The 12,715-nt window shown below is 33.6% G+C and carries 19 protein-coding genes; all 19 read right to left on the reverse strand.

The genetic code is table 11. The annotated features are described in order from the left end of the window. Positions 1-50 precede the first annotated feature (50 nt). The gene (locus BMX60_RS00440) at positions 51-989 is read right to left on the reverse strand and encodes a Kae1-like domain-containing protein (RefSeq protein ID WP_207648367.1); all 939 of its coding nucleotides are present in this window, start codon (positions 987-989) and stop codon (positions 51-53) included. A 1-nt stretch (position 990) separates the two neighbouring features. Then, entirely contained in the window at positions 991-1,395 is a 405-nt protein-coding gene (gene nusB / locus BMX60_RS00445; protein WP_091347786.1) for a transcription antitermination factor NusB, read from the reverse strand. Between the two features lie 49 nt (positions 1,396-1,444). Continuing rightward, a complete protein-coding gene (locus BMX60_RS00450) occupies positions 1,445-1,666 on the reverse strand; it encodes a DUF2273 domain-containing protein (RefSeq protein WP_091347788.1) in 222 nt (73 codons plus the stop codon). A 20-nt stretch (positions 1,667-1,686) separates the two neighbouring features. Beyond that, positions 1,687-2,220, reverse strand: a complete 534-nt coding sequence (gene amaP, locus BMX60_RS00455) for an alkaline shock response membrane anchor protein AmaP (protein ID WP_091347791.1) — start codon at positions 2,218-2,220, stop codon at positions 1,687-1,689. Positions 2,221-2,270: 50 nt separating this feature from the next. After that, positions 2,271-2,666 (reverse strand): Asp23/Gls24 family envelope stress response protein, encoded by a 396-nt coding sequence (locus BMX60_RS00460; RefSeq protein ID WP_091347793.1) that lies wholly within the window; start codon positions 2,664-2,666, stop codon positions 2,271-2,273. A gap of 85 nt (positions 2,667-2,751) precedes the next feature. Next, the gene (locus BMX60_RS00465) at positions 2,752-3,309 is read right to left on the reverse strand and encodes a SpoIIIAH-like family protein (protein ID WP_091347796.1); all 558 of its coding nucleotides are present in this window, start codon (positions 3,307-3,309) and stop codon (positions 2,752-2,754) included. 16 nt (positions 3,310-3,325) lie between these two features. Further along, positions 3,326-3,877 (reverse strand): hypothetical protein, encoded by a 552-nt coding sequence (locus tag BMX60_RS00470; RefSeq protein ID WP_091347798.1) that lies wholly within the window; start codon positions 3,875-3,877, stop codon positions 3,326-3,328. Between the two features lie 6 nt (positions 3,878-3,883). Continuing rightward, complete coding sequence (locus tag BMX60_RS00475; protein ID WP_091347801.1) at positions 3,884-4,468, reverse strand: stage III sporulation protein AF; 585 nt, start codon at positions 4,466-4,468, stop codon at positions 3,884-3,886. A 9-nt stretch (positions 4,469-4,477) separates the two neighbouring features. Further along, a complete protein-coding gene (gene spoIIIAE / locus BMX60_RS00480) occupies positions 4,478-5,617 on the reverse strand; it encodes a stage III sporulation protein AE (protein ID WP_091347803.1) in 1,140 nt (379 codons plus the stop codon). Positions 5,618-5,641: 24 nt separating this feature from the next. Further along, positions 5,642-6,028 carry a stage III sporulation protein AD gene (gene spoIIIAD / locus BMX60_RS00485; protein WP_091347805.1) on the reverse strand — a complete coding sequence of 129 codons (387 nt, stop codon included), beginning with the start codon at positions 6,026-6,028 and terminating at the stop codon, positions 5,642-5,644. Between the two features lie 12 nt (positions 6,029-6,040). Then, the gene (spoIIIAC, locus tag BMX60_RS00490) at positions 6,041-6,241 is read right to left on the reverse strand and encodes a stage III sporulation protein AC (RefSeq protein ID WP_242945674.1); all 201 of its coding nucleotides are present in this window, start codon (positions 6,239-6,241) and stop codon (positions 6,041-6,043) included. Positions 6,242-6,262: 21 nt separating this feature from the next. Beyond that, positions 6,263-6,778, reverse strand: coding sequence for a stage III sporulation protein SpoIIIAB (gene spoIIIAB / locus BMX60_RS00495; protein WP_091347808.1), 516 nt, complete (start codon positions 6,776-6,778; stop codon positions 6,263-6,265). Then, a complete protein-coding gene (gene spoIIIAA / locus BMX60_RS00500) occupies positions 6,768-7,697 on the reverse strand; it encodes a stage III sporulation protein AA (protein ID WP_091347811.1) in 930 nt (309 codons plus the stop codon). Before spoIIIAA ends, spoIIIAB begins: the two co-directional genes overlap by 11 nt. A gap of 127 nt (positions 7,698-7,824) precedes the next feature. Next, positions 7,825-8,295, reverse strand: coding sequence for a CD1247 N-terminal domain-containing protein (locus BMX60_RS00505; RefSeq protein ID WP_091347813.1), 471 nt, complete (start codon positions 8,293-8,295; stop codon positions 7,825-7,827). A 52-nt stretch (positions 8,296-8,347) separates the two neighbouring features. Then, positions 8,348-8,905 carry an elongation factor P gene (gene efp, locus BMX60_RS00510; RefSeq protein ID WP_091347816.1) on the reverse strand — a complete coding sequence of 186 codons (558 nt, stop codon included), beginning with the start codon at positions 8,903-8,905 and terminating at the stop codon, positions 8,348-8,350. Between the two features lie 18 nt (positions 8,906-8,923). Next, the gene (locus BMX60_RS00515) at positions 8,924-9,994 is read right to left on the reverse strand and encodes a M24 family metallopeptidase (RefSeq protein ID WP_091347818.1); all 1,071 of its coding nucleotides are present in this window, start codon (positions 9,992-9,994) and stop codon (positions 8,924-8,926) included. Next, positions 9,981-10,433 (reverse strand): type II 3-dehydroquinate dehydratase, encoded by a 453-nt coding sequence (gene aroQ / locus BMX60_RS00520; RefSeq protein WP_091347820.1) that lies wholly within the window; start codon positions 10,431-10,433, stop codon positions 9,981-9,983. Before aroQ ends, BMX60_RS00515 begins: the two co-directional genes overlap by 14 nt. A gap of 77 nt (positions 10,434-10,510) precedes the next feature. Then, positions 10,511-11,893, reverse strand: coding sequence for a dihydrolipoyl dehydrogenase (gene lpdA, locus BMX60_RS00525; protein WP_091347822.1), 1,383 nt, complete (start codon positions 11,891-11,893; stop codon positions 10,511-10,513). Between the two features lie 19 nt (positions 11,894-11,912). Next, complete coding sequence (locus BMX60_RS00530; RefSeq protein WP_091347825.1) at positions 11,913-12,713, reverse strand: lipoate--protein ligase family protein; 801 nt, start codon at positions 12,711-12,713, stop codon at positions 11,913-11,915. Positions 12,714-12,715: the final 2 nt, after the last annotated feature.

Consider the following 12,715-nt stretch of genomic DNA (forward strand, 5'->3'; position numbering starts at 1 on the left):
CTAACATACATTAATAAATTCTATATAAAAACTTAAAACCCTGCCACTTTTTAAATATTTCTAGTAAGTTCTTTTTTTCCCATAAAAGCTACCCCTACGGCGTTATCTGGAGATAGTTGGGGAGGGGCAAAATAAACTTCTCCTCTAACCTTTTCCTTTATGTATTTTCTTATATAGGAGTTTGATGCCACCCCTCCTATCAATAAAATTTTATTTAAACCAGTATTGGCTATACCAAAACTCAATACCTTTTCTACCGTTTTTGCGATACATTTGAATACTGCCAATGCAATATCTTCCTTTTTTTCTCCCCTTTGAATTAACTTTTCAGCGAAAGTTAAAGGTCCTGAAAAGCTTGGTACTCCATCTTTTACCGAAGAGGGAATAGTTAAAACTTTTTCAGAACTTTGAGCTAAATTATCTAGTTCTTTACCAGCTGGAAAGGTTAATCCCAACAATACTCCCATTCGATCGACAAATTGACCACAATGGAGATCTGAGGAAGAAGTTAATAGCTCAATATCTAGCCTATAACTCCCACCTTCTTTGACAAGAAGTAAATCAGTAGTCCCCCCAGAAAGGTGAAAAGCTAAAAACGGGGGCTGTAACTTTAATGGCACCATACCTGCATAGATATGGCCTTCTTGATGGGAACACTCTATTAGAGGAATATTTAAAACATCGCTAAGTACTTGAGCGTAATTACTTCCTGCTTTAAAAACTGGCATATAGGAATTTTCTATATTCCTAGGCTTTGTAGAAACAGCTATACCTGCAATTTTATCTAGTTCAATTTCCCCTTTTAACAATGAAAACATTTCAGGGAAGTTGTTATTATGCTGAAAAAAGGCTTCCGATTGACGTAAGCCCCTTTTCCCACCTTCTACTGATAAAATTTTTCTTCTATCATAAATAATTTCATCTTTTTCACTTACTACCGCTAGTGAAGTTGTATAATTACTGGTATCTATCCCTAAATACAATTTCATTTTACTCTCCCATTTCTTTCTCTTTTCGAATTTGGTCTAATAATCCATTGATAAATTTAGGTGAATCTTCATTACTATAATTTTTCGCCAATTCTACCCCTTCATTGATAGCAACGATATCGGGAACATCTTCTTTGAATAAAATTTCATAGATAGCAAGTCTTAAAATTGCTTTATCGACTTTAGATAAACGTTCCAACTTCCAATTTTTACTAAACTTCTTGATCTTCTCATCGATAATTTCTAAATTTCCTTCTACCCCTAAGAGTACATCTTGTAAGTATTCTATATCTTTAATAGGCCTTTCAGATAATAAATTATCAATTATTGTCCTAGCTTTTTCTTTAAGAATATCCATTTGATAAATTCCTTGAAATGCCAATTCCCTAGCTTCTTTTCTTGACACGACCTTTACCTCCTCTAATCAATTTGCAAAAAAAAAGCCTAGAAAGACTTTAAAAATCTCTAGGTCCTAATAATTTCTTAACGGTTTGGATAAAGTCTTTATCATCATCTATTCTTTTACCAATAAAATATCCAATACCTACAGAAATTATTATAAATGTTGCCCGTAAAAAGCCAAAACTTATGTAAAAAATACTGATAAGCAAACCAATTATAGCCCCTATTACCTTACCCCTATTTTTATCAATTACTCTCTTAATGTCATGCCACATAATATCATCTCCCTTTAGCATTAGCTAACTTTGGTTTTAAAGTCTGTGGCTACGTTTTCAATTAATACCTTTACTTCTGAGACATTTACCCCTGAAATTTTATATACATGGTCTTGGATAATCCCTTGCATTTGTTGACTTAACTCTGGTATATTTCTATCTCCATAAAGAACTACTTTTACATAGATGAAAAGGCCATTTTCCCTTAAAATAACTTTAGTTTTAAGGTCTTTAATCCCTTTTATAGTTTTCACTGCCTGATGTACCAAGCTATCGATACTTTCTAAAGAAATTCGAACTTCACCAAGTTCTGAAGGGACTAATATAGATGTTGGTTGAGCTTTTCCTTGTAAATTTAAGCAGATATACAAAAATCCTAATAATACTACAATAAGGAATAGAAAAATATACTCTATAGAACCCTCCATGCTGGAAATAAAATCCAACATCTGGCTGGGAAATTTACCAAAACCAGAGGCGATTACTAAAAATATCCCACCGAGAATTACCACAAGTAGACCTAATATTGAACCTAGCAATTTTTTTAAAAGCATGTCCCAGACGCTCCTTTCATATAATCCCCTGAATTCCAGGGGATTATCTTTTACTTTAACTTAATTTCATCTTTATCTTTATCACCGGTTCCTTGAAGCTTTACCCCTTGAACAAAAACATTAACTTCTAAAACGGTAAGACCAGTCATTGTCTCTACATTCTGTTTTACTGCTTCTTGAATAGCCCTTGTTACATCAGGGATTCTCACCCCATAATCTAAAACTACGAACAAATCTATGGTAGCTTCTGATTCCCCTACATTAACCTTTACTCCTTTAGAAAGATTTTTCTTTCCTAACATCTCTGCTATTCCATGGGTAATACCGCCACTCATTCCTGCAACTCCTTGAATTTCAGTAGCAGCAATCCCAGCTATTATAGATACCACCTCATCGGCAATACGAACAACACCATTTCCTTGATTCATTGTGAATGTATTTTCCATAAAGCACCTCCAAATATGTAAAAATGATAAATAATTCCTTTCATTATAGTATATTATACCAAATTATTAACTAATTACAAATAAATTAATTGCCTTTTTCAGTAATAAATACTTGATACCTTTCTACTCCGATAATTTTAGAAACTATTTCTGCAATCCTTGCCTTTTCTTCCCTTGTTAACGCTTCTGCATTTACGACAATATTAGCATTACCATTTTGATAAAATAATATTGCATGCTTATATCCCATAGCCACTAATGAATTTTCCACCGCCAGTTCCTGTTCCATTATTCTTTGAATTTGCATTAGTTTTTGTTCTGCTTCCCTTTTAGATTCAGGGGTAGAATTGGGATTGTTAATTAAAGCTTGTAATATATCAATTTCCCTGCTTCGAATCCTTTCCCGTTCAAGGCGGTATTCCACAAAAAACTCTTCTCCCCGTTCTAAACTCCAATTGTCATCGGGATCTGGATCTTGTAAAAAAACCTCTTCATTTTCTGGATTGATATATTCTTTAACTATACTAAATCCTCCTCCAAACCTAAGTACTACAATTAACCCAATACCTAACAGTAAAAAAAGTGAGCCAATAATAATATAAGGTTTGTATTTATTAACTGTAACAGTTATAAATTTTATCACCTTCTTCCCTCCTCCCCTATTTACCTTTCACTACAGAAATTTTATAAGCTGGTACATCCAATACACTTTGAATAGCCTTAGTAATCTCTAGTTTTACTTTAGGATTATCACCATTTTCACTTACTACCATTACTCCTCTAATTTTAGGCATTATTTCCTTGATCACAACTGGTTCTTCATTACCAGCCCGCCTTATAATAACTAGTTGCCCTGTCTTATTGTATTCAACGGTATTTCTTGTCCCCCCTTGACTGTCTTCTTCCCTATTTTCCCTTCTACTTTCAGTATAATTTTCACTGTAAATCATTTCAGAACTATTCTCTAAAGTGACCATTACACTTACTTTTCCTACTCCATCCATTTTACTTAAAATGTTTTCTAATTCTTTTTTAATTTGGAGCTCAAAGGTTTCTAAATTTTCGACTTTAGGATTAGATGAAGTTGGTGTTGGATCCTTCCCTGATGGAAAATTAAATAGAATAAGTACTATACCAAGAAATGCTAATAATAAAATTGATAAATTTTTTTTCCCTTTTAATTCACTAAAAACCTTTTTAAAATTATCCAATTTTTATCACCCCTCCCTCTCTATAAACACTAAGATTTTTGACCGGGATATACCAAAGTAATTTGTGACAACGTCTTTAATATCTGTCCCCTCGTGATATTCTACAAAATCATCATTACCTTTATTACCAATAACCACAGGTTTTATCTGGATAATTCCCCCATTTTTCTTTGTTAGATAGATCCTAATTTCTTCTATTTTACCAAACTCTTTACTGTCAAAATCTTTAACAACGGAAACTTCTACCTTCTTTTCATAATCTGTTGTATATGGCTGGACTAGTTCTATAACTTTATTTTGGAGATTTTCTATATATTGATTTAATGTTAATTGGTTATACACTTCCGTTGCTTTTTCGTCATCTATAAAATTAACTGTTTCTGTAAAATTAAGTCCAGAAAAATCAAAGGAAGCTCTTCCAATACTACTTAAAATAACAGCTACAGGATTAAGTAAAGTGGCAATTATCATTAAACCAAAAATTATTTTTGCTGTAGTTCTAAGCTGACCCTCTGGCAAAAACATTTCTAAAAAAGTCATTATAATAACTAAAATTACTAAATTCCGTACTAAGGTATTTAATATATCCATTATTTTCACCTACCTAACCATTTGAGTTATGTTGCCAGCACCCATGATTATGGCTATGGTCATAAAATACATTATTGATGAAGCCATTACCGCGATAAATAACATAATTAAAGAGTTACCTAAAGTCTCAATGGTTTTTACAATATTAGTATCACCTAATGGTTGTAAAAGGGCTGCTGTTAACCGATATATAAAAACCATGGCTAAAATCTTTATTAAAGGAAAAATAGTATAGAGAATAATTATTATCATACCATAAACAGAAATTGCTGATTTTAACACCATCGATGCCCCTGCTACAGTTTCAAAGGCATCGGCAAACAATCCTCCTACTACGGGAATAAAAACCTTAGCTGCGAATTTACCGGTCTTCATACCTATACCATCAACTACAGCAGAGCCAACCCCTTGGATACCGGTGATTCCTACAAAAGTAATTAAGGTAAAACCTAAAATATACATACTAAGATCTCGAAGAAATCCTGCTAATTTATTTAATTTAAAAGAGCTAAAACAATCAACTAAATTAAGAATGGTTGAGAGAAAAATTAGTGGAAAAACCACTCCTTTAATAATAACTGCCCCTAAATTTACCGAAAGGATTACCAGAGGTTTAAAAAGGGCTACACTGGAAACTGAGCCCATCCCCGCCATCAATGTTAATAAAAGGGGAATCACTCCTTTTACTGTAGTAATCATATCATCTATTACCCCATTCCCTAATTCCAAGGCCATGTAGAAAGTCTTTATAGCTATAGTAAATAACACTAAAAATATTACACCTTGAGCCAATTTAGCAACGGTATGGGCAGAAAAATTACTCTTAAGATTTTCCAATAATACCCCTAGTATGGCCAAAATAATTAACTGTCCCATTAGTTTGGTATTTGCAACCACTTCTTTAAACATGAAAGCAACAATATTTCCTAAAAACTCCTTTAAACTAAAAACAGATGAACCTTCACCCCTAATCATTTCCCTTAAATTTAAAGTAGGTACGTATTTACCAAATTCCTGTTCTAGTTGAAAATAAAAGTTTTCTATTTCTGTTAAATCTATATATTCATCCATTCCCCCTTCAGCTAGAGCTACCGGACTAAAAAGAAACATAATTCCACTAATTAAAATTATTATTATCCAGTTTTTCATATCTTTTCCTCCAGCTTTTTAGACTTAGGGTAAAATGGTAATCAAAGTTTTCAAGATAGTGGAAATGATGGGGATTGCTAAAATTAACATCAAAGTTTTGCCGGCTAGAACTACTTTATTTGCTAAAGCATTTTCATTGGCATCTTGACAAATTTGGGCTCCAAATTCCGTTATGTAAGCAATACCAATAATCCGTAAGATAGTTCCTAAAAACACTATATTTAAGTTAGCTTGCAATGCCAAATCTTCAAAAATTTTCATAATATAATAAATAGAACTGGCTAAAGCTAAAAAAATCAGTGCTGCTGCCGCCACCCTTATCTGCATGGCTATTTCAGGTTTTTGTTGCTTAACTATTACAATGAGAACCGTTGCAATAATAGCAAAAGCCACAAAGGTCATAATATTCATAGACCTCAACTCCTACATGTTGAATATTGTCCTTATAGTCGTAAAAAGTTCAGCAATCAACTGAATAACTAAAAACAGTACTAAAACAACTCCAACTAATGTTAACATCTGACTGTGCTCCTTCTTTTGAGCTTGTTCTAAAACAATACTAAAAATAGCGATTAATATTCCTAAACCAGCTATCTGAAAAATTAAATTTATATTCAAACCCATTTTTTACCCCTCCTAATTTTGTCATATCAAAACTAAAATTAAAGCTAATCCAGAAAAGAAACCAAGGTATTTCCACATTTTTTCATTTTTAGCACATAAATCTCTACTTTCCTTTTCCGCCATTTGTAATTGCCTAATTGTTAAATCTAGATGTTTTTTCTGTTCCATAACACTGCTCCTACCTAAAGTGAATCCCAAATTCTCTAGTATCGCTATATCTTCCCTAGTCAATGAAAAATTTATTTCTTTTAGACAATTGCTCCAGTAGATTTCTAACTGTTCCCCTTCCCCTTGTTTTAACTTTTGAGCTACTTTTTCGAAAAATTTTGCTACCGGTTCCTTCATCACTCTACTTACCTTTTCCATAACCAACGGTAATGGTGTCAGCCCATAGGTCACTTCAGATTGAAGGATAGCAAGGGCATCTTGGAAATATCTTAATTGGATAGTTCTATTTTGGAACTCTTGAGCTTTCCTAAATCCATAGCTAGTTGTGGCATATAAGATTAATCCCGATCCTATAATTTTAAACCACATGATATTTCCCCTCCCAAATACTTCTACCGGTTTCTAGGTCTATAATATCTTCAACAGTCCCCATTCCCCCTTTGTTAGAGAGAATTATCAATCGCTTAAATAAATTTAAATTTAATATTTCACAAAAATATGGCTTATTTTTTAGATCAAAAAGGTCTTTACCGTGAACTGTAGTTAAAACATTAACCCCTGCTGTTACGGCGTATTCTAAAGCTTCTATATCTTCCTTCTTCCCTAACTCATCGGTAGCTAAAATGTGGGGCGACATTGACCTTATTAACATAATCATCCCTTCTTTTTTAGGACAAGAATCTATTACATCTACCCTTTTTCCAATATCTAGCTGAGGGATACCCCTAAAACATCCTGCAATTTCAGATCTCTCATCTACAACCCCTACTTTAAAAGAAAATCTATCACTGCTTGATAAAATTCTGACCAAATCCCTTAACAATGTGGTCTTACCACAATTAGGAGGAGATAAGATTATAGTACTCAAAAAACTATTTTCTCTAATTAGATAGGGTAATACCTTATCACCTATTCCCCTTTGTTGCCTAGCAATCCTTATATTTAAACTGTTTATATCTACTAATGTTTTAACTTTTTCTTTTTCCACAACAGCTTTACCACAAATTCCAACCCTGTGTCCCCCGGGAATTGTTAAATATCCATTTTGCAGTTCCTGCTCCACAGAATAATAGGAGTAATTTGTTAATAAATAAAATATTTTTTCAATTATCTCTTTATCCACTATAAAATTAGTTGCCACTTCCCTCCCCTGAACAAAAAGGGACAAAGGCTTATTGACCCTAACCCTAATTTCCTCACAATTAGGGTAGTTTTTGAAAATCGATATAATAACATCTTTAATTTCAAAGGGAAAATAAGGCAAAATTTGGTCAATTATTTTTTCCATTTTAGTCCCTCCTTAAGCTATAGATATTTATAAAAAGGAATTATTATGCCTAACTTTTAAAGTTTTCATTTTCAAAAGGGCAAAAAAAAAAAAAAATTAGCCAGTACCATGAGGTACTGGCTAATTTTTATAGTTCGTCATCGTCATCACTTTCAGTGCTTTCAAAAAGGACTTTTCCACAATTTGGACAGAGAATTTCTAATTCTTCATCAGCTAAATCTTCTTCTTCGACATAGGCAACTTCTCCACAATGGGGACATTCTACTTCTACTTCATCATCATCTATTTCTTCAACATCAACATCGTCAAGGTCATCTAAATCATCTAAATCCTCATCTGAATAGTGGTCATGATCACAACTACATTCTACTTCCCTTTCAAGGAAATCCTTTTCTAGTTCAGCTAAATCTTCATCAATTGCTTCAACATAATCTTCTAGTTCAGCTTGGCCTAAATCGATGTCTTCAACAATATCTGCCATATCTTCTAAAACCTCTAAGATATGTCTTAAAATTTTACCTTCTGCACTTTTGTCATCGAGATTTAAACCATCTGCTAGACCTTGAATGTAAGCTATTTTTTCTTTAAGTTCTGCCATTTTACATACCTCCTTTTCTAACTAATATTTAAGATACCCTAAGTTGAAATAATTATGCCCTTTCAATATATGTTTTGGTTCTGGTATCTACTTTTAATTTATCTCCCACATTGATAAAGAAAGGAACTTGAATTACAAGACCTGTCTGTAATGTAGCAGGTTTTGAACCTCCTGAGGCAGTATCACCTTTAATTCCCGGTTCAGTTTCAACAACTTCCAAAACAACAGAGTTTGGAAGCTCTATACCGATTGGTTTTTCTTTATAATATAAAACAGTTATTTCCATATCTTCAATCAAAAATTTAACATTTTCATCTAATTGTTGTTTTGTTAAAGTTATTTGCTCATAGTTTTCAGTATCCATAAAAATATAGTCATCACCGGAAGAATATAGATACTGCATATTTCTCCTATCGATATGGGCCTTTTCAATTTTTTCTTTTGGGTTAAAGGTTTTTTCAATTACTGCTCCTGTTTCGACGTTTTTAAGCTTTGCCCTAACAAAAGCAGCTCCTTTACCTGGCTTAACGTGCTGAAAGTCTACGATTTGTAGTACAGCTCCTTCAAATTCAATTGTTAATCCTGTTTTAAAATCATTTGGTGAAATCATGTCTTTTTCCTCCTTAAACTAGTTTATCTCGATTAATTCTTTTGTAACTTTTGTTAAGTTTCTATTTCCATTTTCAGTAATTACAACTACATCTTCAATTCTAACCCCACCAAATTCTGGAATATATATTCCAGGTTCCACTGTAACAACATTTCCAACTTGGAGAATATCTTCAGCTTTAGGGGATAATCTAGGATTTTCATGGACAACCATTCCGATACCATGTCCTAAACCGTGGCCAAAATTTTCAGTATATCCTTTATTATATATAATATCCCTAGCTAAAGCATCGGCCTCTTTACCGGAAATACCACTTTTAATTCCTGCTAAAGCAGCTTCTTGAGCTTCTAAAACAGTATAGTAAATTTTCTTTTGTTCATCGGTTGCTTTACCTAGCACTACTGTTCTCGTCAAATCTGAACAATAATTGTTGTAGATACAACCAAAATCCATTTTTACAAAATCCCCTTTTTCTAAAACCTTATCGGAAGCTACTCCATGGGGTAGTGAAGATCGCTGACCAGAAGCTACAATGGTGGTGAAAGCTAAACCTGAAGCCCCTTTCCTTTTCATAAAAAATTCTAGTTCTAATGCTACATCTTTTTCTGTAATACCAGGTTTTAAAAAACCTAAAATATGGGCAAAGGCATCTCCGGCAATTTGGATAGCTTTTTCCATGTTAGCAATTTCTTCTGAATCTTTAACCATCCTTAACCCTTCCACAACAGGCTCTACAGCCTTTAATTCTATCCCTTCAAAGGCTTTTTTATAACTTAAATACCCGGAATATGTTACATACTCCCGTTCAAAACCTAAAACTTTAACCCCTAATCTCTCCATTTCCTTTAACACATCTTCTAGAGGGTTAAGTCCATGTTGCAAAATAGTAATTCCAGGTATCATTTCTTTACGAGCCTGTTCTGTATAGCGGAAGTCTGTTAAAAATACATCTTCCCCTTCTGTTACTAATAAATAACCACTACTGCCAGTAAAACGGGATAAGTAATAACGGTTTTGTGGTTGAGTAATTAGCAAAGCATCTACCCCTATTTCCCTTAGTTTACCCTTTAATTTCTTAATCCTTTCCATACTTTTTTCCCCCTCCAATATTTCTTAGTCCCTCTATAGCTAAAATATAACTAAAAGGACCAAAACCTGTAATCTGTCCCGTCGCATAAGGTGCAACAACAGATTTTCTCCTAAATTCTTCCCTACTGTAAATATTTGAAATATGTACTTCAACAACTGGTATATTTATAGCTTCTACAGCATCTCCGATGGCATGGGAATAATGGGTATAAGCACCGGGATTTAATACTACACCATGAAATTCTCTCCCAGCCCTGTGAAGTAAATCAATAATTTCTCCTTCACTATTCCTTTGGTGTATCTCTATTTTAAGACCATTTCTCTCTCCATATTCTAAAATTTCCTTATTGATATAGTCTAACCCTTGATTACCATAAATTTCAGTTTTCCGCTGACCTAATAAATTGAGGTTTGGTCCATGAATAACCATAATATCCATATCTATTCCCCCGTGGAAAGTATACACTATCTATTATAATCTTATTGTTAATTTATAGCAATAAAAACTTTTTAAAATTATTTTCTTTTAGGTACTCCATGGATTATTTCACCATCAATACCGTGACAGGCTTCTGAAAAAGATTCACTAAGGGTAGGGTGAGCATGGATGGTATTGTAAATATCTTTAGCCGTTAATCTGTGCTGGACTGCTAAAACCCCTTCGGCAATTAAATCACTGCTATGGGGACCTAAAATATGAACTCCAATAATTTTATTTTCAGAATCGGCGATAACCTTAACTATACCTTCCCCTTCCCCTTCTGCCAATGCTTTACCGTTGGCAGCGAAATTAAATTTACTCACTTTATATTCAATATTCCCTTCTTTACATTGTTCTTCTGTTAAACCTACGCTGGCTAATTCGGGATAAGTAAAGACTACACTGGGTACAGCCCTATAATCCATAACCCTCTCCATACCGGCTATATTCTCTACTGCAACTATCCCTTCTTGGGAAGCTACATGGGCTAACATGATCCCTCCGGTACAATCCCCTACTGCGTAAACATCGGGAATATTAGTTTCCATTTTATCATTAGTTAAAATACCACCATTTTCCTTTAGGGTAAGATTTAAATTTTCTAAACCCCTTAAATTTGGCTTTCTTCCACCAGCCATTAAACATAAATTTACCCTTATTTCTTCTACCCCTTTTTTAGTCCCTACAAATATATTTAAATCATTATCTATTTTTTCTATCTTTTCCACTTTAGCAGATGTTAAAATATTTACCCCTGCTTTTTTTAAGAAAATATTAAGCCTCCGGACCAGTTCCTCATCAAAGGTGTAAAGGATCCTTGGCAACATTTCAATCAAAGTCACTTCTACTCCTAAACTGGCGAAAATGCCGGCAAATTCAGTTCCTACCACCCCACCACCTATTATGGCCATTTTTTCAGGTAATGTAGTTAATTCTAAAATTTCATCAGAAGTTAAGACCCCTTCTAGATCAGCACCGGGTATTGGTGGAATAAAGGGTTTTGAACCTGTAGCAATAATCAGTTTTTCACCTTTAATTTCTTCTCCAATTCCTTCTACTAATACTGTATTCTTATCTATTATTTGTCCTTTACCATGATAATAATCTATTTTATTTCCTTTAATTAGGGTTTCAATTCCTTTAACTAAGTTTTCAACTATCTGATCTTTTCTTTCCTTTATTTTAGGATAATTTACAGAAAAACCTTGAACATCAAAACCGAAACTTTCAGCATCTTTAATCAGTTTACCAACATAACTTGAGCGATACAGTGCCTTTGTAGGAATACAACCCCTATTTAAACATGTACCTCCCAAACGGGTATCTTCTATTAATGCCACCTTCATACCTAAATGGGCACCTTTAATTGCTGCTACATAGCCACCGGGTCCGCCCCCTATAACTACAAGATTATACATAGAAAAAACCTCCTTAAAATTATTTTTTGAAGTTCCAACTTTCCGTAGAATACTTTTCCCGATAGAGTTTTTCAGCAAGTTCTTTTTCTTCTTCTGTGAGTTCACCCCAATAACCTTTTGTACTGAAATTTTCAGCCATTTTTTCTGCCAACACTTCTTTAAGTTCATTAAAATTATAGTTATATCCTTCATTGGATAAGGATGTAGCTTTCCCTTTCAGTATTTTCTCTACCTTTTCCCTCTGTCCTTCCTTTAAGTTTAATATATTTAAATTTTCTTCTATATCAAAACTAAAGAGTAAAGACCCGTGTTGCAGTAAACCATCTTTAATTCTAGTTTGAGCACTGCCGATTATTTTCTTACCATTTAGTACAATTTCATACCAAGAAGGGGTATCAAAACAAGCTGCAGAATCTACAACTTTCAAGTCTACCCCTTTATCCTGGGTGGTAACTGGAATCCCTAAACTATTTAAACCCGCTAACAGCCCTTTACTTATTTCCCTATAACTAGTGATAACATCTTTAATTATCAATGGATTCCCTTTACCAGTAATAAAACTGTAAGTCAGTTCATCATTATGAAAAACTGCCCTGCCTCCAGTTGGTCGACGAACAATTTTATAGCCCCTTTGAGAACAATAGTTTACATTTATTTCCTTCTCTACCTTCTGAAAATATCCGATTGAAACAGTGGGGACATCCCAACGGTAAAATCTTAAGGTATCAGGACTTTTACCTTCCGCCCGTAATTGTAAAATAGCTTCATCCAACGCCATATTATAATAACCACAACTGATACCGGTATCTAATAACCTCATTT

Origin of the sequence: Anaerobranca gottschalkii DSM 13577 (genome assembly GCF_900111575.1) — a bacterium.
Classification (GTDB): Bacteria; Bacillota; Proteinivoracia; order Proteinivoracales; family Proteinivoracaceae; genus Anaerobranca; species Anaerobranca gottschalkii.

What these genes read in the sequence shown, in the direction of transcription:
- BMX60_RS00440 (WP_207648367.1), bottom strand. Translation starts at nt 989, where the DNA reads ATGAAATTGTATTTAGGGATAGATACCAGTAATTATACAACTTCACTA.
- BMX60_RS00450 (WP_091347788.1), bottom strand. Translation starts at nt 1,666, where the DNA reads ATGTGGCATGACATTAAGAGAGTAATTGATAAAAATAGGGGTAAGGTA.
- amaP (WP_091347791.1), bottom strand. Translation starts at nt 2,220, where the DNA reads ATGCTTTTAAAAAAATTGCTAGGTTCAATATTAGGTCTACTTGTGGTA.
- BMX60_RS00460 (WP_091347793.1), bottom strand. Translation starts at nt 2,666, where the DNA reads ATGGAAAATACATTCACAATGAATCAAGGAAATGGTGTTGTTCGTATT.
- BMX60_RS00475 (WP_091347801.1), bottom strand. Translation starts at nt 4,468, where the DNA reads ATGGATATATTAAATACCTTAGTACGGAATTTAGTAATTTTAGTTATT.
- spoIIIAE (WP_091347803.1), bottom strand. Translation starts at nt 5,617, where the DNA reads ATGAAAAACTGGATAATAATAATTTTAATTAGTGGAATTATGTTTCTT.
- spoIIIAD (WP_091347805.1), bottom strand. Translation starts at nt 6,028, where the DNA reads ATGAATATTATGACCTTTGTGGCTTTTGCTATTATTGCAACGGTTCTC.
- spoIIIAC (WP_242945674.1), bottom strand. Translation starts at nt 6,241, where the DNA reads ATGGGTTTGAATATAAATTTAATTTTTCAGATAGCTGGTTTAGGAATA.
- spoIIIAB (WP_091347808.1), bottom strand. Translation starts at nt 6,778, where the DNA reads ATGTGGTTTAAAATTATAGGATCGGGATTAATCTTATATGCCACAACT.
- spoIIIAA (WP_091347811.1), bottom strand. Translation starts at nt 7,697, where the DNA reads ATGGAAAAAATAATTGACCAAATTTTGCCTTATTTTCCCTTTGAAATT.
- BMX60_RS00505 (WP_091347813.1), bottom strand. Translation starts at nt 8,295, where the DNA reads ATGGCAGAACTTAAAGAAAAAATAGCTTACATTCAAGGTCTAGCAGAT.
- efp (WP_091347816.1), bottom strand. Translation starts at nt 8,905, where the DNA reads ATGATTTCACCAAATGATTTTAAAACAGGATTAACAATTGAATTTGAA.
- BMX60_RS00515 (WP_091347818.1), bottom strand. Translation starts at nt 9,994, where the DNA reads ATGGAAAGGATTAAGAAATTAAAGGGTAAACTAAGGGAAATAGGGGTA.
- aroQ (WP_091347820.1), bottom strand. Translation starts at nt 10,433, where the DNA reads ATGGATATTATGGTTATTCATGGACCAAACCTCAATTTATTAGGTCAG.
- lpdA (WP_091347822.1), bottom strand. Translation starts at nt 11,893, where the DNA reads ATGTATAATCTTGTAGTTATAGGGGGCGGACCCGGTGGCTATGTAGCA.
- BMX60_RS00530 (WP_091347825.1), bottom strand. Translation starts at nt 12,713, where the DNA reads ATGAGGTTATTAGATACCGGTATCAGTTGTGGTTATTATAATATGGCG.